The organism is Pseudomonas sp. NFACC13-1 (assembly GCF_900104425.1).
Lineage (GTDB): Bacteria > Pseudomonadota > Gammaproteobacteria > Pseudomonadales > Pseudomonadaceae > Aquipseudomonas > Aquipseudomonas fluorescens_AA.
This window is the reverse complement of record NZ_FMXV01000031.1, coordinates 14959-39644: the sequence shown is the minus strand read 5'-3', so window position 1 is coordinate 39644 and position 24686 is coordinate 14959. Positions and strand designations below refer to the sequence as shown.

Annotated in this window: 23 protein-coding genes; 13 read left to right on the top strand and 10 right to left on the bottom strand. The window is 62.9% G+C overall.

All coding sequences use genetic code 11. The annotated features are described in order from the left end of the window. Nucleotides 1-17 precede the first annotated feature (17 nt). On the bottom strand, nucleotides 18-470 hold the full coding sequence (locus BLQ55_RS27055) for an Lrp/AsnC family transcriptional regulator (RefSeq protein ID WP_092205263.1): 453 nt from the start codon (nucleotides 468-470) through the stop codon (nucleotides 18-20). A 161-nt stretch (nucleotides 471-631) separates the two neighbouring features. Here BLQ55_RS27055 and yedA point away from each other — a divergent pair, with 161 nt between their 5' ends. Continuing rightward, nucleotides 632-1534, top strand: a complete 903-nt coding sequence (gene yedA / locus BLQ55_RS27050) for a drug/metabolite exporter YedA (RefSeq protein ID WP_060740508.1) — start codon at nucleotides 632-634, stop codon at nucleotides 1532-1534. Between the two features lie 58 nt (nucleotides 1535-1592). Then, a complete protein-coding gene (locus BLQ55_RS27045; RefSeq protein ID WP_092258415.1) occupies nucleotides 1593-2930 on the top strand; it encodes an RNA helicase RhlE1 in 1338 nt (445 codons plus the stop codon). A 124-nt stretch (nucleotides 2931-3054) separates the two neighbouring features. On the opposite strand, the gene BLQ55_RS27040 is transcribed toward BLQ55_RS27045, so the two are convergent. Together BLQ55_RS27040 and BLQ55_RS27035 are read right to left on the bottom strand one after the other, a co-directional pair. Beyond that, nucleotides 3055-4299, bottom strand: a complete 1245-nt coding sequence (locus tag BLQ55_RS27040) for a TIGR03862 family flavoprotein (protein ID WP_092258412.1) — start codon at nucleotides 4297-4299, stop codon at nucleotides 3055-3057. Between the two features lie 281 nt (nucleotides 4300-4580). Further along, the gene (locus tag BLQ55_RS27035; protein WP_092258409.1) at nucleotides 4581-5501 is read right to left on the bottom strand and encodes a histone deacetylase family protein; all 921 of its coding nucleotides are present in this window, start codon (nucleotides 5499-5501) and stop codon (nucleotides 4581-4583) included. A gap of 73 nt (nucleotides 5502-5574) precedes the next feature. On the opposite strand from BLQ55_RS27035, the gene BLQ55_RS27030 reads away from it, so the two are divergent. The 3 genes from BLQ55_RS27030 to BLQ55_RS27020 all read left to right on the top strand — a co-directional run bounded on the left by BLQ55_RS27030 (nucleotide 5575) and on the right by BLQ55_RS27020 (nucleotide 7709). After that, nucleotides 5575-6144, top strand: coding sequence for a GNAT family N-acetyltransferase (locus tag BLQ55_RS27030; protein ID WP_092205279.1), 570 nt, complete (start codon nucleotides 5575-5577; stop codon nucleotides 6142-6144). 105 nt (nucleotides 6145-6249) lie between these two features. Next, on the top strand, nucleotides 6250-7119 hold the full coding sequence (tesB, locus tag BLQ55_RS27025; protein ID WP_072411434.1) for an acyl-CoA thioesterase II: 870 nt from the start codon (nucleotides 6250-6252) through the stop codon (nucleotides 7117-7119). Then, nucleotides 7116-7709, top strand: coding sequence for an HAD family hydrolase (locus BLQ55_RS27020; RefSeq protein ID WP_092205280.1), 594 nt, complete (start codon nucleotides 7116-7118; stop codon nucleotides 7707-7709). The genes tesB and BLQ55_RS27020 overlap by 4 nt, the downstream gene beginning before the upstream one ends. 126 nt (nucleotides 7710-7835) lie before the next feature. Here the strand turns inward: BLQ55_RS27020 and BLQ55_RS27015 are convergent, their stop codons facing one another. Next, the gene (locus tag BLQ55_RS27015; protein WP_092258406.1) at nucleotides 7836-8783 is read right to left on the bottom strand and encodes an alpha/beta fold hydrolase; all 948 of its coding nucleotides are present in this window, start codon (nucleotides 8781-8783) and stop codon (nucleotides 7836-7838) included. Then, the gene (locus tag BLQ55_RS27010; RefSeq protein ID WP_092258403.1) at nucleotides 8784-9668 is read right to left on the bottom strand and encodes a KPN_02809 family neutral zinc metallopeptidase; all 885 of its coding nucleotides are present in this window, start codon (nucleotides 9666-9668) and stop codon (nucleotides 8784-8786) included. It lies immediately after the preceding gene. A gap of 252 nt (nucleotides 9669-9920) precedes the next feature. Between BLQ55_RS27010 and BLQ55_RS27005 the strand changes: the two genes are divergently transcribed. Beyond that, nucleotides 9921-10799 (top strand): DMT family transporter, encoded by an 879-nt coding sequence (locus BLQ55_RS27005; protein WP_092258400.1) that lies wholly within the window; start codon nucleotides 9921-9923, stop codon nucleotides 10797-10799. Nucleotides 10800-10976: 177 nt separating this feature from the next. Here the strand turns inward: BLQ55_RS27005 and BLQ55_RS27000 are convergent, their stop codons facing one another. Further along, complete coding sequence (locus BLQ55_RS27000; protein WP_092258397.1) at nucleotides 10977-12314, bottom strand: MFS transporter; 1338 nt, start codon at nucleotides 12312-12314, stop codon at nucleotides 10977-10979. Nucleotides 12315-12584: 270 nt separating this feature from the next. Between BLQ55_RS27000 and quiC the strand changes: the two genes are divergently transcribed. After that, the gene (gene quiC / locus BLQ55_RS26995; RefSeq protein WP_092258395.1) at nucleotides 12585-14486 is read left to right on the top strand and encodes a 3-dehydroshikimate dehydratase QuiC; all 1902 of its coding nucleotides are present in this window, start codon (nucleotides 12585-12587) and stop codon (nucleotides 14484-14486) included. 103 nt (nucleotides 14487-14589) lie between these two features. Beyond that, nucleotides 14590-15267, top strand: coding sequence for a TetR/AcrR family transcriptional regulator (locus tag BLQ55_RS26990; protein WP_092258392.1), 678 nt, complete (start codon nucleotides 14590-14592; stop codon nucleotides 15265-15267). A 135-nt stretch (nucleotides 15268-15402) separates the two neighbouring features. Here BLQ55_RS26990 and BLQ55_RS26985 read toward each other — a convergent pair whose 3' ends face one another. The 4 genes from BLQ55_RS26985 to BLQ55_RS26970 all read right to left on the bottom strand — a co-directional run bounded on the left by BLQ55_RS26985 (nucleotide 15403) and on the right by BLQ55_RS26970 (nucleotide 19360). Next, on the bottom strand, nucleotides 15403-16254 hold the full coding sequence (locus tag BLQ55_RS26985; protein WP_371128553.1) for a shikimate dehydrogenase: 852 nt from the start codon (nucleotides 16252-16254) through the stop codon (nucleotides 15403-15405). A 5-nt stretch (nucleotides 16255-16259) separates the two neighbouring features. Then, nucleotides 16260-16700 carry a type II 3-dehydroquinate dehydratase gene (gene aroQ / locus BLQ55_RS26980; protein WP_092205478.1) on the bottom strand — a complete coding sequence of 147 codons (441 nt, stop codon included), beginning with the start codon at nucleotides 16698-16700 and terminating at the stop codon, nucleotides 16260-16262. Between the two features lie 288 nt (nucleotides 16701-16988). After that, entirely contained in the window at nucleotides 16989-18068 is a 1080-nt protein-coding gene (gene trmA, locus BLQ55_RS26975) for a tRNA (uridine(54)-C5)-methyltransferase TrmA (RefSeq protein WP_092205477.1), read from the bottom strand. After that, nucleotides 18065-19360 (bottom strand): NCS2 family permease, encoded by a 1296-nt coding sequence (locus tag BLQ55_RS26970; protein ID WP_092205476.1) that lies wholly within the window; start codon nucleotides 19358-19360, stop codon nucleotides 18065-18067. The genes trmA and BLQ55_RS26970 overlap by 4 nt, the downstream gene beginning before the upstream one ends. A gap of 204 nt (nucleotides 19361-19564) precedes the next feature. Between BLQ55_RS26970 and BLQ55_RS26965 the strand changes: the two genes are divergently transcribed. From BLQ55_RS26965 to BLQ55_RS26945, 5 genes are all read left to right on the top strand, one after another. Continuing rightward, nucleotides 19565-20017: a DUF4879 domain-containing protein gene (locus BLQ55_RS26965; RefSeq protein ID WP_092205475.1), complete on the top strand. Its 453-nt coding sequence runs from the start codon at nucleotides 19565-19567 to the stop codon at nucleotides 20015-20017. A 138-nt stretch (nucleotides 20018-20155) separates the two neighbouring features. Then, a complete protein-coding gene (locus BLQ55_RS26960) occupies nucleotides 20156-20722 on the top strand; it encodes a DJ-1 family glyoxalase III (protein WP_092205474.1) in 567 nt (188 codons plus the stop codon). A 178-nt stretch (nucleotides 20723-20900) separates the two neighbouring features. Beyond that, on the top strand, nucleotides 20901-21422 hold the full coding sequence (locus BLQ55_RS26955) for a (2Fe-2S)-binding protein (RefSeq protein ID WP_072348445.1): 522 nt from the start codon (nucleotides 20901-20903) through the stop codon (nucleotides 21420-21422). Beyond that, nucleotides 21419-22420 (top strand): FAD binding domain-containing protein, encoded by a 1002-nt coding sequence (locus tag BLQ55_RS26950; protein ID WP_092258389.1) that lies wholly within the window; start codon nucleotides 21419-21421, stop codon nucleotides 22418-22420. The genes BLQ55_RS26955 and BLQ55_RS26950 overlap by 4 nt, the downstream gene beginning before the upstream one ends. Next, the gene (locus BLQ55_RS26945) at nucleotides 22420-24621 is read left to right on the top strand and encodes a xanthine dehydrogenase family protein molybdopterin-binding subunit (protein ID WP_092258386.1); all 2202 of its coding nucleotides are present in this window, start codon (nucleotides 22420-22422) and stop codon (nucleotides 24619-24621) included. The genes BLQ55_RS26950 and BLQ55_RS26945 overlap by 1 nt, the downstream gene beginning before the upstream one ends. Nucleotides 24622-24686: the final 65 nt, after the last annotated feature.

Sequence of the window (24686 nt, the reverse complement as noted above, 5' to 3'; positions counted from 1 at the left end):
CCCACAGTTGATCAGTGTCATCTCCCATTGCCTTCCAACTGCCCCAACGGCACGCGCTTTTCAATGGCGCTGGACAGCACGATCGACGTCTTGCTGAAACCGAACTTGGCAATGCGGTTGATCAGCTCTTCCAGCTCGGGCATCGAGCCAACCGCCGCTTGCATGATCACGCACGGGTCCCCGGTGACCCGGTGGCATTCGGTCAGTTGTGGGATCTTGTACAGTTCGTCGTAGGTCTTCTGGTTGCCGTGCTGGTTCATTCGCAGTTCGATGACGCACTGCACCGGCAGACCGATCTTCGCCATGTCGACTTTGGCTTGATAACCGGTGATGACACCGCTGGCTTCCAGTTTGCTGACCCGTTCGGCCACGGCGGGGGCTGACAGGTTCACTTTGCGGGCCAGTTCGGCGTAGGACGCACGACCGTTTTCCAACAGAGCGCTGAGCAACATGCGGTCGTATTTATCCACGGTTTGGCTTCCTGTCGGCGCGACTTTCGAAAGCGCGCTTTATAGCGCTGATCGCCGTGTTTTGAAAAGTGTATGGCCTGGATAAACAGGTTTTGTAGCTTAATTTCCGCCTGTCGCCTTTCTAGAATAGCGTCTCTCATTGTCCTGACTTCGAGCTGAACATGCCTGGCCCTCGCCGTTTTCCCCTGCCATTGATCGCTGCCTTCTTTGCCTTGTACGTCATCTGGGGTTCGACCTACCTGGTGATTCGTATCGGTGTGGAGCATTGGCCGCCGCTGTTGCTGGCCGGGATTCGTTTTGTGCTGGCCGGTTCGCTGATGTACGGCTTCCTGCGCTGGCGCGGGGCGCCGGCGCCGACCTGGGCGCAATGGAAGGCCGGGGCCATCATTGGCGTGCTGTTGCTCAGTTTCGGTAACGGTGCGGTCAGTGTGGCCGAGCACACAGGTGTGGCGTCCGGGGTCGCGGCGTTGGCGGTGGCGACGGTGCCTTTGTTTACCTTGCTGTGCGGATATTTCTGGGGCGCGCGTAATACCCGTCTGGAATGGGCGGGGATTGTGCTGGGGTTGATCGGCATCGCCATGCTGAACCTCGGTTCCAATCTGCAATCCAGCCCGTTGGGGGCGACGTTGCTGGTGTTCGCGGCGGCCTCCTGGGCCTTCGGCTCGGTGCTCAGCAAACACCTGCCGTTGCCGGCCGGGGCGATGGCCAGCGCCGTGGAGATGCTGGTGGGCGGTGTGGTGCTGTTGATCGGCAGCGTGGCCAGCGGTGAACACCTGGACAGCATGCCGCCGCTGGAAGGCTGGTTCGCGCTGGCGTACCTGACCTTCTTCGGTTCGATCATCGCTTTTAACGCCTACATGTACCTGCTCAAGCATGTGCGTCCGGCGGCGGCCACCAGCTATGCCTACGTCAACCCGGCCGTGGCGGTGCTGCTGGGCATCGTATTCGCCGGTGAAACCATCGGCATCGAGGAGGCCTTGGCGATGCTGGTGATCATCAGTGCGGTGGTGTTGATCGGTTTGCCGCAGTGGCGCAAACCCAAGCCTGCGCCGGCCGTCTCCTGATTTAGGGTAAACTGCCGCGCATTGCACATCTTGCGCTGATTTTTCCTACGGTATTTCCATGACTTTCGCCACCCTTGGCCTGATCGAACCCTTGCTGCGCGCCCTCGAGACGCTCGGCTACCAGACCCCGACTCCGGTTCAGGCCCAAGCCATGCCGGCAGTGCTCGCCGGTCGCGACCTGATGGCCGCGGCCCAGACCGGTACTGGCAAGACCGCCGGTTTTGCGGTGCCGCTGTTGCAGTTGCTGACCACCGAAGGGCCGAAGGTCGCGGCCAACTCGGTGCGGGCGCTGATCCTGGTGCCGACCCGTGAGTTGGCGGAGCAGGTCCATGAAAGCGTGCGTCAGTATGCGCAAAACCTGCCGCTGAGCACCTACGCGGTGTACGGCGGTGTCAGCATCAACCCGCAGATGATGAAGTTGCGCAAGGGCGTCGACTTGCTGGTCGCCACGCCGGGTCGCTTGCTCGATCTGTTCCGCCAGAATGCGCTGAAGTTCAATCAACTGCAGACGTTGGTGCTGGACGAAGCCGACCGCATGCTCGACCTGGGCTTCTCCGAGGAGCTGGCGAATATCTACAAGGCCCTGCCGAAGAAGCGCCAGACCCTGCTGTTCTCGGCGACCTTTTCCGATGCGATCCGTTTGCTGGCCGGGCAGATGCTCAACGATCCGCTAAGCATTGAAGTGAGCCCGCGCAACGTGGCTGCCAACACCGTCAAGCAATGGGTGGTGACGGTGGACAAGAAGCGCAAGGCGGAATTGTTCGTGCACCTGATGCGCAAGCACAAGTGGAAGCAGGTGCTGGTATTCGCCAAGACCCGCAACGGCGTCGATGCGCTGGTGGAAAAACTCCAGGGCCTGGGGGTCAACGCCGACGGTATCCACGGTGATAAACCCCAGGCCACCCGCCAACGTGCGCTGGACCGTTTCAAGGCCAGCGAAGTGCAGATCCTGGTCGCCACCGATGTCGCCGCCCGTGGCTTGGACATCGAGGATTTGCCGTTGGTGGTGAACTTCGACCTGCCGATCGTGGCCGAGGACTACATCCACCGTATCGGCCGCACCGGCCGGGCGGGCGCTACAGGACAGGCGATTTCCCTGGTCTGCGCCGATGAAGTGAATTTGCTGTCAGCTATCGAGATGTTGACCCGTCAGACGTTGCCTCGCCAGATGGAACAAGACTTCGAGCCTGAGCACCGCGTGCCGGACACCGATGCCAGCGGCCAGGTGATCAAGAAGCCGAAAAAGCCGAAGAAACCGAAAGCCTCCGGGGGGGGCGGCAAGCGCAACCTGGGCAAGTGGGTGGACAGCGGCGATGCGGCGCCGGTGGAGCCTTCGGTCAAGCCGGTGCGCAAGGTGCCGGTGTTCAATACCGGGCCGCGTAAGCGTAAGCCTTGAAATCAAAGGCCACCTGGGAACTGTAGGAGCTGACGAGCGGAGCGAGGCTGCGATCTTTTTGATTCTTTCACTTGAGATTCAAGTGTCTGGGGAAAGATCGCAGCCTCGCTCCGCTCGTCAGCTCCTACGGATTCAAACCGTTCAAGAATTCCAGCATGCCTAGCCCCGCTGTCCGGCCACTGGCAAAGCACGCTGTGAGCAGGTAGCCGCCGGTCGGCGCTTCCCAGTCGAGCATTTCACCGGCGCAGAAAACCCCGGGCACTTGCTTGAGCATCAGGCGTTCATCCAAGGCTTGGAACGTCACGCCACCGGCGCTGCTGATGGCTTCGTCCAAGGGGCGGGGTTTCACCAGGGTGACCGGCAGGGCCTTGATTGCCTGGGCCAGCCGCGCCGGGTCAGCGAAGCACTCGGCCGGTGTGAGTTCGCGCAACAGCGCCGCCTTGACGCCGTCGAGCCCCAACTGGTTGTGCAAGTGCTTGGCCATCGAGCGTGAGCCCCGTGGTTTACTCAGGGCCTGGAGGATTTTATCCACAGGCCGGGCCGGCAACAGGTCCAGGTGAATGGTCGCGCTGCCATGTTGGTTGATCGCTTCGCGAATCGCTGCCGACAGGGCATAGACCAGGCTGCCTTCGAGGCCGGTGGCGGTGAGCACGCATTCGCCGAGGCGCGGTACATCGTCGTTCAGGCCCATGGCAATGTTCTTGAGCGGGGCCCCGGCGAATTTGCTGATCATCAGGTCGCTCCAGGCCGCTACCTCGAACCCGCAGTTGCTGGGTTGCAGTGGCGCCAGGGCTACGCCGCGTTGTTCCAGCGGTAGCATCCAGGCGCCGTCGGAGCCCAGGCGTGACCAACTGCCGCCGCCCAACGCCAGCAAGGTGGCCTTGGGGTGCAGGGTTTTATCGCCTTCCGGGGAGGCGATGCGCAAGCTGCCGTCCGGGTTCCAGCCGAGCCAGCGATGACGCGTGTGGATCACCACGCCAGCATCGCGCAGGCGCTTGAGCCAGGCGCGCAACAGTGGTGCGGCCTTCATGTCGGTAGGAAATACCCGCCCGGAGCTGCCGACAAAGGTGTCGATGCCCAGCCCGTGGATCCATGTGCATAATTCATCCGCCCCGAATGCCCGCAACAGCGGCGCGAGGTCTGGCGCGCGTTCGGCGTAGCGGGACAGGAAAGCCGGAAAGGCTTCGGAGTGGGTGATGTTCATGCCGCCCACGCCGGCCAGCAGGAATTTCCTGCCCACCGATGGCATGCCGTCGTACAGGTCGACTCGCAGGCCGGCCTGGCTCAACACCTCGGCCGCCATCAGGCCTGCGGGGCCGCCGCCGATGATGGCGATGTTTGAGGGGGACGGCTTGGCGGTCGAGGTCATGATTTGAACTGTGGAGGCTGGGGTAGGCGGGGCATTCTACCAGCACAGATCCCTGTGGGAGCGAGCTTGCTCGCGATAGCGGTGTGTCAGCGGCATTGATGTAGCTGACCCTTCGCTATCGCGAGCGAGCTCGCTTCCACAATTGGGTCGGTAGGTGTTGTTGAGAACTCTGATCAAAAAACAGTCAAGCCCCTGCAGGCTATAGGCAACCTGGCCTGTAGGTCGTTTCGCTCAGGTTATCCACAGGCCGCTCCACAGGCATTGTGGGTAACGCCCAGGTTTCAGTGACAACCTGATGACGTCCAGACCCTTTGTGCGCTGTGGTGCAGGATCCCGTGGCGGCGAGCCAGGGCCTGGCGGTCCTTGCTGTAGCCACCGCCGATCACGCCGACCACCGGGATGTCGCGGCCCAGGCAATGGCGCATGACGCTCTCGTCCCGGGCGGCTAGGCCTTCGTCGGTCAGTTTCAGGTAACCGAGGGCGTCGTCCTTGTGTACGTCGACGCCGGCGTCATACAGCACCAGGTCCGGCTGGTAGAGCGGCAGCAGGTAGTTGAGGGCGTCGTCCACCACCTTCAGGTAGGCGGCGTCCTCCATGCCCATCGGCAGGGGAATGTCCCAATCGCTGTGTGCCTTGCGTGCGGGAAAATTCTTTTCGCAGTGCAAGGAAACTGTCACGGCGTCCGGGGTGTCATGGAGTATTCGGGCGGTGCCGTCGCCCTGATGCACATCGCAATCGAAAATCAGCACCCGCGAGACCCGACCGCTGGCCAGGAAATAGCGGCTGATCACCGCCAGGTCGTTGAAAATGCAGAACCCGGCCGGGTGGTCGTAGTGGGCGTGATGGGTGCCGCCGGCCAAGTGACAGGCCAGTCCGTGTTCAAGGGCCTGTTCGGCGGCCAGCAGCGAACCGCCCACGGCGCGCACCGTTCGGCGGGCCAGGGCCTCGCTCCAGGGCAGGCCAAGTCGCCGTTGGTCTTCGCGGGACAACTCGCCGCCCATGTAGCGTTCGATATAGGCACGGTCGTGGGCCAGGGCGAGGATGTCCGGCGGACACAGCGCCGGACGCAACAGGTCCGCGTCGCGGGTCAGGCCGCTGTCCACCAGGTGATCGCGCAGCAGGCGAAACTTGTCCATGGGGAAACGGTGTTCCGCCGGGAATTCGGGGCTGTAGTCTTCGTGATAGATCAGCGGCAGTGGCATGGTGTTTTCAGTAGTGATTGAGTGACGGATCCTACCAGCGATGTAGACTCTGGAGCATGGAAAGGGAGTGAAGATGGAGCCGATACTGGAACTGGAAAGCGCACGGTTGCTCTTGCGGCAGTGGCGCGACGATGACTTGCCGGAATTTGCCGCCATGTGCGCCGACCCGCAGGTGATGCGTTATTTCCCGGCGCGCCTGAGCCGCCTGGAAAGCGCCGCCCTGATCGGCCGCGTGCGGGGGCATTTCGCCGAGCATGGTTTTGGTCTGTGGGCGCTGGAGCGCAAGGACACCGGGGACTTCATCGGCTTTACCGGGCTCGGTGTGGTCGGGTTCGACGCGCCGTTCACGCCGGCCATCGAAATCGGCTGGCGCCTGGCCCGGGAGCACTGGGGCCTGGGGTATGCCAGCGAAGCGGCGTGGACCGCCCTGCGTTGTGCCTTCGACCAGTTGACGCTGGACGAAGTGGTGGCGTTCACCGCCGTCGATAACCTGCCCTCGCAAAAGGTCATGCAGGCCATTGGCATGCATCACGACCCGGCGGACGACTTCGAGCACCCGACACTCGCCGTCGGTCATCCATTGCGTCACCATGTGCTCTATCGCATCAATCGTGAGCAGTGGTTGCAGACCCTGCATGGTTAGCCGACACGGACGTTTACAATGCCCGCCCAAATGGCCCGGGCCAACAATCGATCCACCGCCGCAGCGTAGACTGCGCGGTCATTGCGCTGTGTGAGGAAAGTCTGAATGAGCCACGTGTTGGAAGATCTGGTCGACCTGCTGACCCTGGAACCGATCGAAGAGAACCTGTTTCGCGGTCGCAGCCAGGATCTGGGGTTTCGCCAGTTGTTCGGCGGCCAGGTGCTGGGCCAGTCGTTGTCGGCGGCCAGCCAGACCGTGGAAGAGGCGCGCCATGTGCATTCGATGCACGGTTATTTCCTGCGTCCGGGCGATGCCGCGCTGCCGGTGGTCTACCAAGTGGACCGGGTGCGCGACGGGGGTAGCTTCAGCACCCGCCGGGTGACGGCGATCCAGAAGGGCAACCCGATTTTTACCTGCAGTGCGTCGTTCCAGTACGACGAACAGGGCTTTGAACACCAGAGCACCATGCCGCAAGTCGTCGGCCCGGAAAACCTGCCGTCCGAGCTGGAACTGACCCAGCAGCGCGCGCACCTGCTGCCCGAGCACATGCGCGAAAAACTGCTGTGCCCCAAGCCGATCGAGGTGCGCCCGGTCACCGAAAAAGACCCTTACAACCCGCAACCGGCCGACCCGGTGAAATACGTGTGGTTCCGTGCCGATGGCGCCCTGGCGGACTCGCCGGCCTTGCACAAATACCTGCTGGCCTACGCGTCGGACTTTGGCCTGCTGACCACTTCGCTGCTGCCCCATGGCAAATCGGTGTGGCACAAGGATATGCAGGTCGCCAGCCTCGATCACGCCTTGTGGTTCCATGCCGACCTGCGCGCCGATGACTGGTTGCTCTACGCCATGGACAGCCCGTGGGCCGGCAATTCCCGTGGGTTCTCCCGGGGCAGCGTGTTCAACCGCGCCGGGCAACTGGTGGCCTCGGTCACCCAGGAAGGCCTGATTCGCCACCGCAAGGACTGGGCATGAGCCTGTCCGAGGTTCGTCACTGGGTGTTCGACATGGATGGCACGCTGACCATCGCCGTGCATGACTTCGCGGCAATCCGCGTGGCCCTGGCGATCCCGGCCGAAGACGACATCCTCACGCATCTGGCAGGGTTGCCCGCTGAGGAAGCGGCGGCCAAGCATGCCTGGTTGCTGGAACACGAACGGGACCTGGCGCTGGGCTCCAAGCCTGCGCCTGGCGCGGTCGAGTTGGTGCGAGAGCTGGCCGGGCGCGGCTATCGCCTGGGGATCCTGACCCGCAACGCCCGCGAACTGGCCCACGTGACCCTGGAGGCCATTGGCCTGGCGGACTGTTTCGCCGTGGAGGATGTGCTGGGCCGCGACGAGGCACCGCCCAAGCCACATCCCGGTGGCCTGTTGAAACTGGCCGAGGCCTGGAACGTGGCGCCGGACACGCTGGTGATGGTGGGGGACTACCGCTTCGACCTGGACTGTGGCCGGGCGGCGGGGGCGCGGACGGTGTTGGTGAACCTGCCGGACAATCCATGGCCGGAGCTGACGGACTGGCATGCGCGCGATTGCGTTGAGTTGCGGCGGATGTTGTCGGCTTGATAGGACGGTTGACTGATTGATCGCCATCGCGAGCAAGCTCGCTCCCACAGTGGATATGCGGCGAATGCAGAAAACTTTGTGGGAGCGAGCTTGCTCGCGATGAAGCCCGTCCAGCCGATACAAAACTCACTGCCCAAACAACACCTTCAACCCCTCAGGCGAAGTCAGCATCCCATTGCCGTTATGCCCAACCCCCGGCACTTCGATCAGCCGCTGGTTCAGCCCCACGGGATGACGCCGGGTCAGGTAGTCGAAAAAGAAATGCCCGCGCAATAGCCGGTAGGGCCCCTGGGTTTGCGCTTCACAGCCCTTGTCCAGCGCCGGATGCTCCGGGTCGACGTCCTGCTGCCCGAGCAGATAAACGATGTCGCGTTTGACGTAGTTCTCCTCCAGGCGGGCGGGCGTCTGTCCGGCGGCATAGGCGGGCAGGTCCTGCAAGCCGTATTTCCAGCGATTGAAACCAGGGCAACTGGCCGGGTCGAAGGCCATGGGCCGTTGGGCATCGAAATAGGCATAGGACGACGGGTTGGCGATGACAAACCGCGGGTTGATCCGGTATCGGCCTTGGGCGAGCAGGGCATAGCGCTGCACAACCTGGGCGCCGCCGGAATGGCCGGCGATGACGATCTCCTTCACTTCGGGAAATTGTTGCCGGTCACTGACCCGCGCGACGATGTCGTCGAGGACTTGGAAGGAACTGACTGGATTGGGCCCTGTGGACAGGCCACCGGCCATCCAGTCGTTGCCCCGCCAGCGCAGTAGCTCATTGGGTAATGTGTGGCGAGCCACGTCCCGCTCGTTGAGGAATTGCGGGGCGATGATCAGGGTCGTGCCCTGTTGCCCGGCCTGTTCGGCAGCTTTTTCGGCGCTGTGCAGGTAGGTCTCGGCGTTGCGCAGCCGACCATGGAGGATGATCAGCACGCGCTGGATGGACGCCGGGGGCGGGCTGACGGCGACAGCCATGGCGCCGCCCTTGAGTTGCAGGCGCCCTGGGGCGACCACGTTGACGCCGTGTTCCTCGGCCTGGGCGACGGCGCAGCACAGCACCAGCCCGATCAGCGCGCGCCACTTCATCTACAGTTTTTTCGCCGCGAACGTGTCGCACTGGCTGACCTGGCCCTGGGCGAAGCCGGTCTTGAACCAGCGCACCCGCTGCGCCGACGTGCCGTGGGTGAAGGAGTCCGGCACTACGCGGCCCTGGCCTTGTTGCTGCAAGCGGTCATCGCCGATGGCGTTGGCGGCGGTCAAGGCCTCCTCGATGTCCCCCGGCTCCAGCCAGTTCAGGCGTTTTTGCGCATGGTTGGCCCAGACGCCGGCCAGGCAATCGGCCTGCAGTTCCTGGCGCACCAACAAGCCGCCGTCGCCTTCCATCTGCCGGCCTTGCTGGCGGGCTTCCTGGATCTTCGCCGATACACCCAGCAGCGTCTGCACGTGGTGGCCGACTTCGTGGGCAATGACGTAGGCCTGGGCGAAATCGCCCGCGGCGGCGAAGCGTTGGGACATTTCCTTGAAGAAGCTCATGTCCAGGTAGACCTGGCGGTCCGCCGGGCAATAGAACGGACCGGTCGCCGAGGAGGCCAGGCCGCAGGCCGAGTTGACTCGACCGCTGAACAACACCAGTTTGGGTTGCTGGTACTGGCGTCCGGCCTGTTGGAAAACCTGGCCCCAGGTGTCTTCGGTATCGCCGAGGATCGAGCGCACGAACTCGGCCTGTTCGTCGTTGGCCGGTGGCGCCTGGCGGGTTTGTGAAGTGGCAGGCGCGGACTGGTCCATCTGCCCGGCCAGTTGCCCGAGAATCTGCATCGGGTCCTGGCCCGTGATCCAGCCAATGCCGACGATCAGGAGAATGGCGGTCAGGCTCAATCCCTTGCCGCCACCGAAACGCATTCCGCCACCGCCCCCACCGTCACCACGGGCGTCCACCACGTTGTCACTGCGGCGACCTTTTCTCCATAACATGTGGGAATTCCTCTGAATGACCTGGCTAAAAATGACTGCTGTGGCGGTGAGTCTAGCTTTTAGGCGCCCAAGGTGCGCGTCGCGCTTGAGCTGTCAGGCAACGGACACGGGTTTTGGTTCAGCGGTGAGTCAATCCTGCCTGGCGCCGGAATTTTCATTACACTTCGGATTCAGAACTTATCGGCATGCTCGCGGGCCGAATAACTGCAACGTGCGTCACGGCCCCTACATCAAGCAACGCAGGTTTCCCTCATGACCCTCAGCACACCGCTCTCCGGCGTCAATCAGGCTTTCAAGGGCATCGTGCTTATTCTGGTCGCAACGTTCCTGTTCTCCAGTCATGACGCGTTGTCCAAATATCTGTCGGGTTTTTATCCGATCATCATGGTGGTCTGGGCACGTTACGTGGTGCACACCTTGTTGATGGCGGGTATCTTCCTGCCGCGTTCGGGGCTGCGGGTGCTACGTACCAAGCGCCCGTTGTGGCAGTTGGCCCGGGCGTTGTGCCTGCTGGGCACCAGTCTGTTTTTTACCACGGCATTGATGTTCATCCCACTGGCGGAGGCGACGGCGGTCAACTTCCTCGCGCCCGTGCTGGTGACCGCGTTGTCGGTGCCGTTGCTGGGCGAACACGTGACGCGCGGTCAATGGATCGCGGTGATCTTCGGTTTTATCGGGGTGTTGATCATCGTCCATCCCGGTGGCGATCTGTTCACCCCGGCGGTGTTGTTGCCCTTCTGTTCGGCGTTGTTTTTCTGTTTCTACCAGCTGCTCACGCGCAAGCTCAGCGAGATCGACAGCCCGACCACCAGCAATTTCTTCGCCGGCCTGTGCAACACGTTGGTGATGAGCGCGCTGGTGCCGTTCTTCTGGCAAGTGCCGAGTCTGATGCACGGGGTGATGATGTTGGCGCTGGGGGCCTGTGGGATGACGGCGCACCTGATGCTGACCCAGGCCTTTCGCTTTGCCGCCCCGGCGTTGCTCGCGCCGTTCGGGTATTGCCAGATCGTGTTTGCCGGCCTGCTGGGCTGGTTGTTCTTCAGCCATACGCCGACGCTGACCACCGTGGTGGGCATCGCCCTGATCTGCTTGAGTGGGTTGGCGGCGGCGTGGCAGCAGCGGCGGGTTTAGCACGGATTGTGGAGGGATCGATTGTGGGAGCAAGGCTTGCCCGCGATGAGGGCGATGCGGTCCTTGATGGACCGAGGCGCCTGTATCGCGGGCAAGCCTTGCTCCCACAGTAGAGGGTCATTCCCACAGCAGTGGCTTGGCTCCCACCGTTGGATGAATGATCCGGGCTGACTGGAATCAGTTTTCCAGGGTCGGCACCTTGCGCGGCGCCATGAAGTACAGCCAGGTCAGGGCAATGAAGTACATCGCCGGAATCAGGGTGAACAGCACGGTGTAGTTGTTGTTGGTGATCGTGAGGATGTGGCCCACCAACTGGGTCATGAACATGCCGCCAATGGCCGCGCACATGCCGCCAAAGCCGAACACCGTACTCATCATGTGCTTGGGCGTGTAGTCCATCACCAGGCTCCAGATGTTGGCGGTCCAGGCCTGGTGCGCGCCGATGGCCAGGGAAATGGCGAACACCGCCATCCACAGGTTGCTTGCGCCGGCGGCCATGATCACGCCGATGATGCAGCAGGCGAACAGCAGCATGGACACCAGTCGCGCCTTGATCGGATTGAGGCCGCGACCGATCAGGAACGAAGACAGGATGCCGCCGCCCACGCTGCCGAAGTCGGCGGTGAGGTAGATGATGATCAGCGGGATGCCCATCTGGGTCACGTTGATGCCCAGGTTGTATTGCTGGTTCAGGAACGGCGGCAACCAATAGAGATAGAACCAGAACACCGGCGCGGTGATCGAGTAGGCCAGGGCGAACGCCCAGGTGCCGCGCATGCGCAGGATGCGTGAGAACGGTACGCGGACCTGGTCCGGTTCGTCCTGGGCCTGGATGTAGTCCAGCTCCGACTGTTTGACGCTGGGGTGGTCTTCGGGGTTGAAGTATTTCAGGCCCCAGAACAGTAGCCAGATCCCGCCCAGGGCGGCCATGCACAGGAACGCGGCCTGCCAGCCCCACACGTGCAGGACCAGCGGCAGCAGCATCGGGGTGAACATCGCGCCAACGTTGGTCCCGGCGTTGAAAATACCGGTGGCCACGGCCCGTTCGCCCGCCGGGAACCACAGCCGGGTGGTCTTCACGCAGGCCGGGTAGTTGGCGGCTTCGGTGAGGCCGAGGATGAAGCGGCAGACCATGAAACCCACCGCCGAGGTCGCCAGGCCATGGGCGCCGGTCGCCAGGCTCCAGAGCAGCACGGCGCAGAAGAACACGCGCTTGACGCCGATCCGGTCGATCAGCCGCCCCTGCAACACGAAGCCGACGGCATAACCGACCTGGAACCAGAAGTTGATGTTGGCGTAATCCATCGCCGTCCAGTTCATTTCCTTGGCCAGGATCGGCTGCATGACGCCCAGGGCGGCGCGGTCGATGTAGTTCAGGGTGGTGGCGAAAAACACCAGGGCGAGCATACCCCAACGGGTCTTGCCCACGGCCATGGCGCCGCGGATCTTGTCACCGACGCTGCCGGTGGAGGCACCCAGGCCAGGGGCCAGGCGGGAACTTTGGGAAGGAATCATAGCGTGTACCCGTTTTTGAAATTCTTATGGTCGGTCTGGGTCTTTCCATTGACGTCGGCGATCAGGGCCTGCGTCGATGTGGGGAGCGATGGTGCGCAGTGAGCAAAAAATCGTCAATTCGGCAATCGGCATTTTGTTCGATAATCGCCCAAAAAACTAACCGGATGGTACATATTAAATTGCTGAAAGAAACCGGCAGCTCAATAATCGGCTGACTCTTTCAAAAGCGGCGCACCTTTTGTAGCCGATGCCTGTCCGGGAGCCGAAGTCATGCAGCGTTCCATTGCCACCGTATCCTTGAGCGGTACCTTGCCGGAAAAACTCGAAGCCATTGCCGCCGCCGGTTTTGACGGGGTGGAAATCTTCGAGAACGACCTTCTCTATTACGATGGCAGCCCGCGGGAAATCAGGCAGATGTGCGCCGACCTGGGCATCGCCATCACCCTGTTCCAACCGTTTCGTGACTTCGAAGGCTGCCGTCGCGATCGTCTGTCGCGCAACCTGGAGCGGGCCGAGCGCAAGTTCGACTTGATGCAGGAACTGGGCACCGACCTGGTGCTGGTGTGCAGCAACGCCTCGGCCGACAGCGTCGGCGATGAACGGATCCTGATCGATGACCTGCGCCTGCTGGCTGAACGGGCCGGTGCGCGGGGCTTGCGCATCGGTTACGAGGCGTTGGCCTGGGGCCGCCACGTGAATACTTATCAACAGGTCTGGAACATTGTGCGCCAGGCCGATCACCCCAGCCTTGGCGTGTTGCTCGACAGCTTCCATACCTTGTCCCTCAAGGGCGATCCGAGTGCGATCGCCGAGATCCCTGGCGAGAAGATTTTTTTCGTGCAAATGGCCGATGCGCCAATCCTGGCCATGGATGTTCTGGAGTGGAGCCGACATTTCCGTTGTTTCCCGGGGCAGGGCGAATTCGACTTGCCGGGGTTTCTGGCACCGATCATCAAGAGTGGTTATACCGGGCCGCTGTCGCTGGAGATCTTCAACGACGGCTTCCGCGCCGCGCCGCCACGGGCCAATGCCGCCGACGGTCTGCGCTCGCTGCTGTACCTGGAGGAAAAGACCCGCCAGCGCCTGGCCGAAGAAGCGAGCGCCGTTGGCAATGCCGACATCCTGTTCGCTACCCCGCCGGCCAGCGAATATGACGGCATCGAATTCCTCGAGTTCGCCGTGGACGATAGCCTCGGTGCCAAGCTCTCCCATTGGCTGGAGCGGCTGGGGTTCGTCAAGGCCGGCCAGCATCGTTCGAAGAATGTCAGCCTGCTGCGCCAGGGCGATATCAACCTGATCCTCAACAGCGAACCGTACTCCTTCGCCCACAGTTTTTTCGAAGCCCACGGGCCTTCGTTGTGCGCCACCGCCGTGCGCGTGAAGAACAGTGCCAGCGCCTTGGAGCGGGCCGTTGCCTACAAGGGCCAGCCCTATCGCGGGCTGGTGGGGCCCAACGAACTGGAGTTGGCGGCGGTGCGCGCCCCGGACGGCAGCCTGATTTACCTGGTGGACCAGGAAGCCGACGTCTATGGCACCGATTTCAACCTGCAGCCGGGGGCTGTCATCGGGGCCGGGCTCAAGCGCATCGACCACATGGCAATGGCGCTGCCGGCCGACAGCCTCGACAGTTGGGTGCTGTTCTACAAGAGCCTGCTGGATTTCGAGGCCGACGACGAAGTCGTCTTGCCCGACCCCTATGGCCTGGTGAAAAGCCGTGCGCTGCGCAGCCGCTGCAGTTCGATCCGCTTGCCGCTGAACATTTCCGAGAACCGCAACACCGCGATCTCACACGCGCTGTCGAGTTATCGCGGTTCCGGCGTGCATCACATTGCTTTCGATTGCGACGACATCTTCGCCCAGGTCAGTCGTGCCAAAGAGGCGGGCGTGCCGTTGCTGGACATCCCGCTCAATTACTACGACGACCTGGCGGCGCGTTTCGATTTCGATGACGAATTCCTGAGCGAACTGGCCTATTTCAACGTGCTGTACGACCGCGACGCCCAGGGGGGCGAGCTGTTCCACGTTTACACCGAGCCGTTCGAGGGGCGGTTTTTCTTTGAGATCATCCAGCGCAAGAACGGTTACGCCGGTTATGGTGCCGCCAATGTCGCGGTGCGCCTGGCGGCCATGGCCAAGTCCCGCAGCGGTGGCTTGCGGCACGCCAAGTTGTAGAGAAATCGTAAACGCGGCGGTAATGGGCCGTGTCGTGGCTTCCTTCAGTGCACGGTGCGGCCCATAATCGCCAGCCTGTGCAGTGATGGCCGTGAGCCCCGCAATGACTATGAATCCAGAGCTTTCCGCAGCGCTCGACGAACCTGTCGCCACGCCGCGCAAGAGTCGCAAGAACAACCCGGAAAAGACCCGGGAAAACATTCTTCAGGAAGCCATCGTCGAGTTCGTCCAGCAAGGCCTGGCCGGCGCCCGGGTCGATGCCATCGCCGAGCGCATCCACACGTCCAAGCGCATGATCTACTACTACTTCGGCAGCAAGGAGCAGTTGTACGTCGAGGTGCTGGAAAAACTCTACGGGGATATCCGCACCACCGAGAGCCGCTTGCACCTGGCGGAGCTGGCGCCGGTCGACGCGATCCGGCGCCTGGTGGAGTTCACCTTCGACCACCACGACCGCAACGTGGATTTCGTGCGCATCGTCTGCATCGAAAACATCCACAACGCCGAGTACGTGAAGCAGTCAGGCACGATCAAGGCGATGACCAACACCATCCTCGATTCCCTGGGGGTGATCCTGCGTCGCGGCGCCGAAGAGGGCGTGTTCCGTGCCGGCCTCGAGCCGCTGGATATACACCTGCTGATCAGCTCGTTCTGTTTCTACCGGGTGTCCAACCGGCAGACGTTCGGTGAGATCTTTCAGATCGACCTGTCGGCTGAAGCGGTCAAGCAGCGGCATCGGCGGATGGTTTGTGAGTCAGTGTTGCGCTACCTCCAGCCCTGACCCGTAATTCTTGTGGGAGCGGGCCTGTGTGGGAGCGAGCTTGCTCGCGATAGCGGTCGATCAGCCAACACCGATTGCGACTGACACACCGTCATCGCGAGCAAGCTCGCTCCCACAAGGGATTATCACCAGGCTTTAGTGGTTCATGCTCTGGAAGTGTTCCAGCATCCGTTGCGCATCCGGCGCCACGCCACTGAACAGTTCGAACGCCTTCACCGCCTGGAACACCGCCATATTGCCGCCATCCAGGGTACGGCAGCCGATGGCGCGGGCGTTGCGCAGCAGTTCGGTTTCCAGTGGGAAGTAGACGATTTCCGCGACCCACAGGGTGCCCCGCAACAGCTCGACCGGCACCGGCGTGCCCGGTAGTTTCGCCATGCCCATGGGCGTGGTGTTCACCAGGCCGTCGGCCTCGGCCATGGCGGTGGGCAGGTCATGCCCGGCGCGAGCGCGGCCAGGGCCGAAGTGTTGGTTCAAGTTGTTGGCCAGCGCCTCGGCACGGCTGACCTCGACGTCAAAAATGCTCAGGGTTTCCACGCCCTCCAGCAGCAACGCGTGGGCCACCGCCGCGCCGGCGCCCCCGGCGCCCATCTGGACCACGCGCTGGCGCGCCACATCCCCCAGGCCACGGCGAAAACCTTCAGCGAACCCCAGGCAGTCGGTGTTGTGGCCGATGCGCTTGCCGTCCTTGAGCACCACGGTATTGACCGCGCCGATGCCGCGGGCCTCGGGCGACAACTCATCCAGCAGCGGGATGATCGCCTGCTTGCAGGGGAAGGTGATGTTCAGGCCGGTGAAGTCCATGCGTTCGGCGGCCACCAGCAAGTCAGCCAGGGCGCCGCTGTCGAGTTTCAGCGCGTCGAGGTCGATCAGCCGATAGAGGTAACGCATGCCTTGGGCATCGCCTTCCTGCTCATGTAGCGCAGGCGTGCGAGACGCCTGGATGCCCGCACCGATCAGGCCGGCCAGCACAGTGATATTCGACATGCTCATCAACCCTTCAACCGCTGACTGAAATGTTCAAGGGCCAGGCGATAACCATGGCTGCCAAACCCGCACATCACGCCTATGGCGATGGATGAGACGAAGGAGTGATGGCGGAATGTTTCGCGGGCGTGGACGTTGGACAGATGGACCTCGATCACCGGTACTTCGCTGGCCACCAAGGCGTCGCGGATCGCCACGGAGGTGTGGGTCCAGGCCGCCGGGTTGATGACGATACCGGCGCATCGGCCCCGGGCGCCGTGAATCCAGTCCAGCAGCTCGCTTTCCTGATTGGTCTGGCGAAACTCCACCGCCAAGCCGAATTCTTCAGCGGCGCGGCCACACAGTGCCGAGATGTCGGCCAGGGTTTCATGGCCGTAGGTTGCCGGCTCGCGGGTGCCGAGCAGGTTCAGGTTCGGGCCGTTGAGCACCAGAACGATCGGAGGCATCGCAATTTCTCCACATTTTTATTGTTGGTGTCGGCGGGATTTCAGCCGGTGGAGATAAATTGTACTAGATGGTTAATTTGGTCAAATAAAGCCGATGACGTCGGGCAATAAGTGTTCGATGATCGAACAAACTCCGTTTGATGGGCATTTGGGAATGGCGAGGGAATGTATCCCCTGTAGGAGCTGGCGAAGCCTGCGATCTTTTGCTCTGGACTTAATGTGCAGTGGAAAGATCGCAGCCTCGTTTCACTCGGCAGCTCCTACAGGGCAGCCCTGTATATGAGGGGGTCAGCGTCGAGTCAACAACACCCCGGACTCCATGTGGTGGGTCCACGGAAATTGATCGAACAACGCGCAGCGCGTGATGCGGTGGGTGTCGTTCAGCTGCGCGATGTTCGCGGCGAGGGTGTCGGGGTTGCAGGAGATGTACAGGATGTTGTCGAAGCGCCGGGTCAGCTCGCACGTATCCGGGTCCATGCCGGCGCGAGGCGGGTCGACGAAGACGCTGCCGAATTCGTAGCTTTTCAGGTCGATGCCCTGCAAGCGGCGGAACGGCCGGACTTCGTTCAGGGCTTCGGTCAGCTCTTCGGCGGACAGGCGCACCAGCGTGACGTTGTCCACAGCGTTTTCGCTGAGGTTGCTCAGCGCGGCGTTCACCGAGGTCTTGCTGATTTCGGTGGCCAGTACTTTGCGCACACGTGTGGCCAGGGGCAGGGTGAAGTTGCCGTTGCCGCAGTACAACTCCAGCAGATCGTCGTTGCGCTCCCCCAATGCCTCGTAGGCCCAGTTGAGCATCTTCTGGTTCACCGTGCCGTTGGGCTGGGTGAAGGCGCCTTCGGGCTGGCGATAGCTGAACGTGCGGCCGCCGACTTCGAGCTGCTCCACCACATAGTCATGGCCGATCACTTCCCGCTTGCCCTTGGAGCGGCCAATGATGCTCACGCCCAGGTCGGTTGCCAGTTTCGAGGCGGCCGCGTGCCAGTGCTCGTCCAACGGGCGGTGATAACACAGGGTGATCATCGCGTCCCCCGCCAGGGTGGTCAGGAACTCCACCTGGAACAGCTTATGGCTCAGGGGGGCGCTGGCCTGCCAGGCGGCCTTGAGTTGCGGCATCAACTGGTTGATGCGCAGGCTGGCGATGGGAAATTCCTCGATGAGGATCGGCGTGCGCTTGTCGTCCTGGGAGAACATCGCGTAATGCCGTTCGCCGGCCTCGCGCCACAGGCGGAACTCGGCCCGCAGGCGAAAGTTTTTCAGGGGCGAATCGAACACCGCCGGCTCCGGGGCCTCGAACGGGGCCAACAGGTCACGCAAACGGGTGACCTTGTCCTGCAACTGAGCGGCGTAGGCCTGGGAATCAAAAGTCATGCGTTGAACCAACCCAACTTGATCACGAACAGGATCGACAGAATGACCAGCGCCGGGTTCAGCTCACGGCCACGGCCAGACACCAGTTTGATGGCGGTCCAGGCAATGAAACCGAAGGCGATGCCGTTGGCGATGGAGTAGGTGAATGGCATCGCCAGGGCGGTGACCACCACCGGGGCGGCGACGGTGATGTCGTCCCAGTCGATTTCCGCCAGGCCCGAGGTCATCAGCACGGCGACGAACAGCAAGGCCGGCGCAGTGGCGAAAGGCGGGACGCTGGCGGCCAGTGGCGAGAAGAACAGCGCCAGCAGGAACAGGATCGCCACCACGATGGCGGTCAGGCCGGTGCGCCCGCCGGCGCTGACGCCCGCGGCCGATTCGATGTAACTGGTGGTGGTAGAGGTGCCCAGCAGCGACCCGGCCATGGCGGCGGTGCTGTCGGCGATCAGCGCACGGCCCATCTTCGGCATGTGGCCGTCCTTGCCCATCAGCCCGGCGCGCTTGGCGACGCCGATCAGGGTGCCGGAGTTGTCGAACAGATCGACGAACAGGAAAGCGAAGATCACGCTCACCAGGCCGATGTCCAGGGCGCCCTTGATGTCCAACTGCAGGAAGGTCGGGGCTAGGGAGGGCGGCGCGGAGATGACGCCGCCGAACGGGGTGAAACCCATCAGGATCGAGACAAGGGTGACCGCCAGGATGCCGATCAGCACCGCGCCGCGCACTTTCAAGGCTTCGAGGGCGACGATCAGGACAAAACCGAGGGTGGCGAGGATCGGCGCCGGTTGCTTCAAGTCGCCGAGGCCAACCATGGTCGCCGGGTTTTTCACCACGATGCCAGCATTGTTCAGGGCGATCAGCGCCAGGAACAGGCCGATACCCGCAGCGATTGCCGAGCGAAGCGGCAGCGGGATGCTGTTGATGATCCACTCGCGGATGCGAAAGATCGACAGCAGGAAGAACAGCACGGCGGAGATGAACACCGCGCCCAGCGCCACTTGCCAGGTATGGCCCATGTGCAGGACCACGGTGTAGGTGAAGAAGGCATTCAGGCCCATGCCCGGGGCGAGGGCGATCGGGTAGTTGGCGATCAAGCCCATGACCGTGGAGCCAATGGCCGCCGCCAGGCAGGTGGCGACGAACACCGCGCCTTTATCCATGCCGGTTTCGCCAAGGATGCTCGGGTTGACGAACAGAATGTAGGCCATGGCCAGGAACGTCGTGACGCCCGCCAGGATCTCGGTCCGCACGTTGGTGTTGTGTGCCTTGAGTTGAAACAGCCTTTCCAGCATGTCTGCTCCCCGTGGCGCGCCCGGCGCCGTGAATGTATCGACCTCAACAGCAAAGCACAGGTCGCCAGCGGCGCCCGGGAATTTTCTGCGGGTCGGAAAAAGCCGCGCATCATACCAGCAGCGTAGCGTTGTGGCTGCGATCGTCGTCGATGTTTTGCCAACGCGCCAAGTGGGCCATACTGCGCGCGGTTCCGGGAGGTCTCTATGCTTCAGATGAATAAAAAGCTGCTGGCGGTCGTGGGGTGCGCGCTGGGCCTGTGGTTGCCCGGCCAGGCCGCCCATGCCGCGTCGGCGCCGCCCTTGAGCGAAGTCAAGGTGCTCAAGGTCGAGTCGCCGGCCTGCGGCTTCGAGGACATCGTCCCGGGGCAGGCGCAGACGCGTTGCGATCACGGCCCGACGATCAAGGTCTATGTGCTGGAGGTCGGCTATGGCCGTCAACCCCATGTCACCCTGGACGGCTTTGAAGTCGACGGCACCCGCTCGCCGGTGTGCGCGTACAGCAATGGCAATCTCAATGACTGCTCCGTGCGGACCAAGGTCGTCGGCTATTTGTACATCTTCGACCTGAAGGGCAAGCAAGAGGGCACCTTCAGCTTCAGCAACCAGTCGATCAACGCACCGGGCAACCGGATGTCGACCCAGCTGTACATCAAATAGCCGCTGGCTCCTGTGGGAGCTGTCGAGCGAAGCGAGGCTGCGATCTTTCCCCCCGACGCTTGAATCTCAAGCGCATATCAAGAGATCGCAGCCTTCGGCAGCTCCTACACTACAAGCATCACCCAGCGGAGAGCGCCCATGATTCCTGGAACCAAGATCCCCCGAGCCCTGATAGCCGTCGCCGAGGGTGTCGACGACTTGCAGACGGTCACCGTGATCGACGTGCTGCGTCGGGCGCAGATCGAAACCGTGGTGGCGAGCATCGAAGGGCGGCGCATGCTCACCTGCGCCCGCGGCACGCGCCTGACGGCCGATGGGATGCTGGTGGACATGCTCGCGCAGGATTTCGACCTGGTCGTCCTGCCAGGCGGCATCATCGGCGCCCAGCACTTGGCGGCTCATCAGCCGCTGCAACAGCGGCTCAAGGACCAGGCCGCCGCCGGACGTTTCTTCGCCGCCATCGCCGAAGCCCCGGCCCTGGCGCTACAGGCGTCCGGCGTCCTGCGCCAGCGCCGCATGACCTGCCTGCCCGCAGTGAGCCAGCAACTGTCCGGTTGCAGCTTCGTCGATCAGCCTGTGGTGGTGGACGGCAACTGCATCACCGCCCAAGGCTCGGCCGCCGCCCTGGCGTTTGCCTTGACGCTGGTGGAGCAACTTTGTGGCAAGGGCGTGAGGAGCGTGGTGGCGGCAGAGCTGCTGGCCTGACACGCTTGATCCACATCGGCCTGTGGCGAGGGAGCTTGCTCCCGCTCGGCTGCGAAGCAGACGCTGGCATTCTTTCATCGCGCATTTGCCTTGAACGCTCACCCCCACCCTGAAGTCGTACCCCTTATGACGGCGGTTTTCCAAAACGCCGCGAGTACGACCAACCGTGAGGTGTTCCATGAGCGCGACCCTGTCCGAAGCGACGCAGGCGTCCTTCGTCCGTCATCCGATCCGTCTGACCCTCAATGGCCAAGTGCGAGAGTTGCAAGTGCTGGCCTGGACCACGTTGCTGGACCTGCTGCGCGAGCAGTTGGACCTGGTGGGCAGCAAGAAAGGCTGCGACCACGGCCAATGCGGTGCCTGCACGGTGCTGCGCGACGGCAAGCGGATCAACGCCTGTCTTACGCTGGCCGTCATGTGCGACGGCGCAGAACTGATCACTGTCGAAGGCCTGGCCAGCGACGACCAGTTGCATCCCATGCAGCAGGCTTTCATCAAGCACGACGCGTTCCAGTGCGGTTATTGCACGCCAGGGCAGATCTGCTCGGCGGTGGGCTTGGCCAACGAGGGCCGGGCGCAGACCCGTGGGCAGATTAGCGAACTGATGAGCGGCAACCTGTGCCGCTGCGGCGCCTATACCAACATTCGCGATGCCATCGAAGAAGCGCTGCCACTTTGCCAGCAGGGAGGTGATCAATGAATCCCTTCCAATACAGCAAGCCCGACACCGTGCAGGCCGCTGTCGATTTGTCGAGCCCGGTTTCCCGCTTCATCGCCGGCGGCACCAACCTGCTGGACCTGATGAAGGAAAATATCACCCGTCCCGAGCACCTGATCGACATCACCGGGTTGCCCCTGGCGGACCTCAGTGAAACCCCTTCCGGCGGGGTGATGATCGGGGCCCTGGTGAGCAATGCCGACCTGGCCTGGCACCCGTGGATCGAGCGCCGTTATCCACTGCTGGCCCAGGCCATCCTGGCGGGTGCCTCGCCCCAACTGCGCAACATGGCCAGCACCGGCGGCAACCTGCTGCAACGCACCCGTTGCTACTACTTCTATGACGCGAGCGTACCGTGCAACAAACGCCGACCCGGCAGCGGTTGCCCGGCCCGGAACGGTTTGAACCGGATCCACGCGATTTTCGGTGCCAGCGATCAATGCGTGGCCACCCATCCTTCCGACATGTGCGTGGCCTTGGCGGCCCTGGAAGCAGTGGTCCATGTCCTGGGCCGGGGTGGGGCGCGGACCATCGAGTTCGCCGACTTCCATCGCCTGCCCGGCGACGCCCCGGAGCGGGATAACCAACTGGCCGACGATGAGCTGATCACCGCTATCGAATTGCCTGCCGCCGGTTTTGCCGACCATAGCCACTACCTGAAGATCCGTGATCGCGCTTCCTACGCCTTTGCGCTGGTCTCAGTGGCGGCGGCGCTGGAGCTGGACGGGCCGGTGATTCGCCAGGCACGCCTGGCCCTGGGGGGCGTGGCGCACAAACCCTGGCGCGACCGTGCCGTGGAGAGCTGGCTGACCGGGCAGACCGTCAGCCGCGAAACCTTCACCGCCGCTGCCGACGCGCTGCTGCAAAACGCTGAGCCGCTGGAGCACAACGGCTTCAAAGTCAGACTGGCGCGCCGGGCGATTGTCCGTGCCTTGAGTGAAGCCGCATTGGGTTGCGCACCCCAGGGAGGACACGCCTGATGAACGCTCCGAGCAAATCCATAGGACAACCCCTTGACCGGGTCGACGGCCTGCTCAAGGTGACGGGCCAGGCCCGTTACGCTGCTGAATACCCCGAGGACGGCTTGCTGCACGGCAGCGTCGTCTCCGGTACGGTCGCCCGTGGTCGCGTAGTGCGCATCGATGCGTCCCGAGCCCTGGCACTGCCCGGCGTGGTCGCGGTCATCGACCATACCAACCGGCCGAGGATTGCCAGCTACGACGAGCCCTACCAGGATGCCGATGCGGCGGACGGCTCGCCGTTCCGGCCGTTGTACAACGACCGGGTGCTCTACAGCGGCCAGCCGCTGGCCCTGGTGGTGGCGGAAAACCTTGAGCTGGCCCGGTATGCCGGTTCGCTGGTGGAAATCGAATACGACGCCGAGGCGCATCAGACCGATCTGATCACCTTGCAATATGACGCCCATCCGGCACCGGCTGAGCTGCCCCAGCCCCGTGGGAATTTTCAGGGCGAGTACGCCAGCTCCGCGCTCAGCGTGGATGTGTCCTACAGCACGCCGGTCGAACACCACAACCCGATGGAGCCACACGCCTCCACCGTGTTGTATCAGCCTGATGGCAGCCTGCACATCCACGACAAGACCCAAGGCACGCAGAACTGCCAAGCCTATGTGCAAAAGGTCTTCGGCCTGGAGAAAGAACAGGTGCGGGTGTTTGCCGCGTTTGTCGGCGGCGCCTTCGGTTCCGGGCTACGCCCGCAGTATCAATTGCCGTTGGCCGTGATGGCGGCACTGGCCCTCAAGCGCTCGGTGCGGGTCAGCCTGACGCGCCAGCAGATGTTCACCTTTGGCTATCGGCCGCGAACCCTCCAGCGCGTGCAACTGGGGGCGGCGGCCAACGGTCGCTTGCTGGCTGTGGCACACACCGCTATAGGCCAGACCTCGCGTTTCGAGGACTTCACCGAACACGTGGTGGAGTGGAGCGGCATGCTTTATCACTGCGACAACGTGGCGTTGACCTATAAGTTGGTGCCGCTGGACGTCTATACGCCCTTGGACATGCGCGCGCCCGGTGCCGCCCTCGGGCTGATTGGCCTGGAATGCGCCATGGATGAACTGGCCTGTGCCCTGGCGATCGATCCGATCCAACTGCGCTTGATCAACTACACCGAACGCAACGAGAACGAAGGCAAGCCGTATTCCAGCAAGGAACTGCGTGAGTGTTATGCCCAAGGTGCCCGTCGTTTCGGCTGGGACAAGCGCAACCCGGAACCACGCAGCATGCGTGAAGGCCGGCAACTGGTGGGCTGGGGCATGGCCGGTGGCGTGTGGGAAGCCATGCAGCAGAAGGCCAGTGCCCAAGCCTCTCTGGATACAAATGGCAAGCTGACCGTCAGCAGCGCCACCACGGACATCGGCACCGGGACCTACACGGTCATGACCCAGATTGCCGCCGAGGCGTCAGGCGTTTCCCTTGAGGACGTCACGTTTGTCCTGGGGGATTCGTCGCTGCCCACTGCGCCGCTGCAGGGTGGTTCGTTCACCGTCTCGTCGGTGGGCAGCGCCGTGCAGCAGGCCTGTGAAGCGCTGAAGGAAAAACTCCTGGCCGTGGCCCGCCAGGCCTGTCCGGCCTTCGGTGGCGCGACCCTTGAGCAAGTGACGTTTGCCGATGGCCAACTGCGGCTGGGCGAAGCGAGCGTGGCGTTAGCGGAGCTGGCGCAAAAAAGTGGCGAGACGCCGTTGCAGGCCCAGGTCACCGCCGAGCCGGATGCAAAACGCCAGGCCTACGCCACGGCTACTCATTCGGCGGTGTTTGTCGAAGTGTGGGTGGATGAGGACTTGGGAACGGTGAGGGTCAACCGAGTGGTCAGCGCCATTGCCGCCGGGCGGGTCGTCAACCCGAAAACCGCCCGCAGCCAGATTCTCGGTGGCGTGGTGTGGGGCGTCGGCATGGCCCTGCACGAAGAAACCCTGACCGATCACGCCCTGGGGCGTCACATGAACCACAACCTGGCGGAGTATCATGTGCCGGTCAGCGCCGACATCGGTGATATCGAGGTGATTTTCGTCGAGGAACAGGACGAAATCGTCAATGCGCTCGGGTCCAAGGGCGTCGGCGAAATCGGCGTCGTCGGGGTGGCCGCGGCGGTGGCCAATGCGATTTACCACGCCACTGGCAAGCGGGTGCGGGACTTCCCCATCACCCTCGACAAGTTGCTCTAGGCTTTGTACGAAAAGTGCCTGCGCGACGATCATGCTGCGTTGAAAACAGGCTCGGAATGCTCATT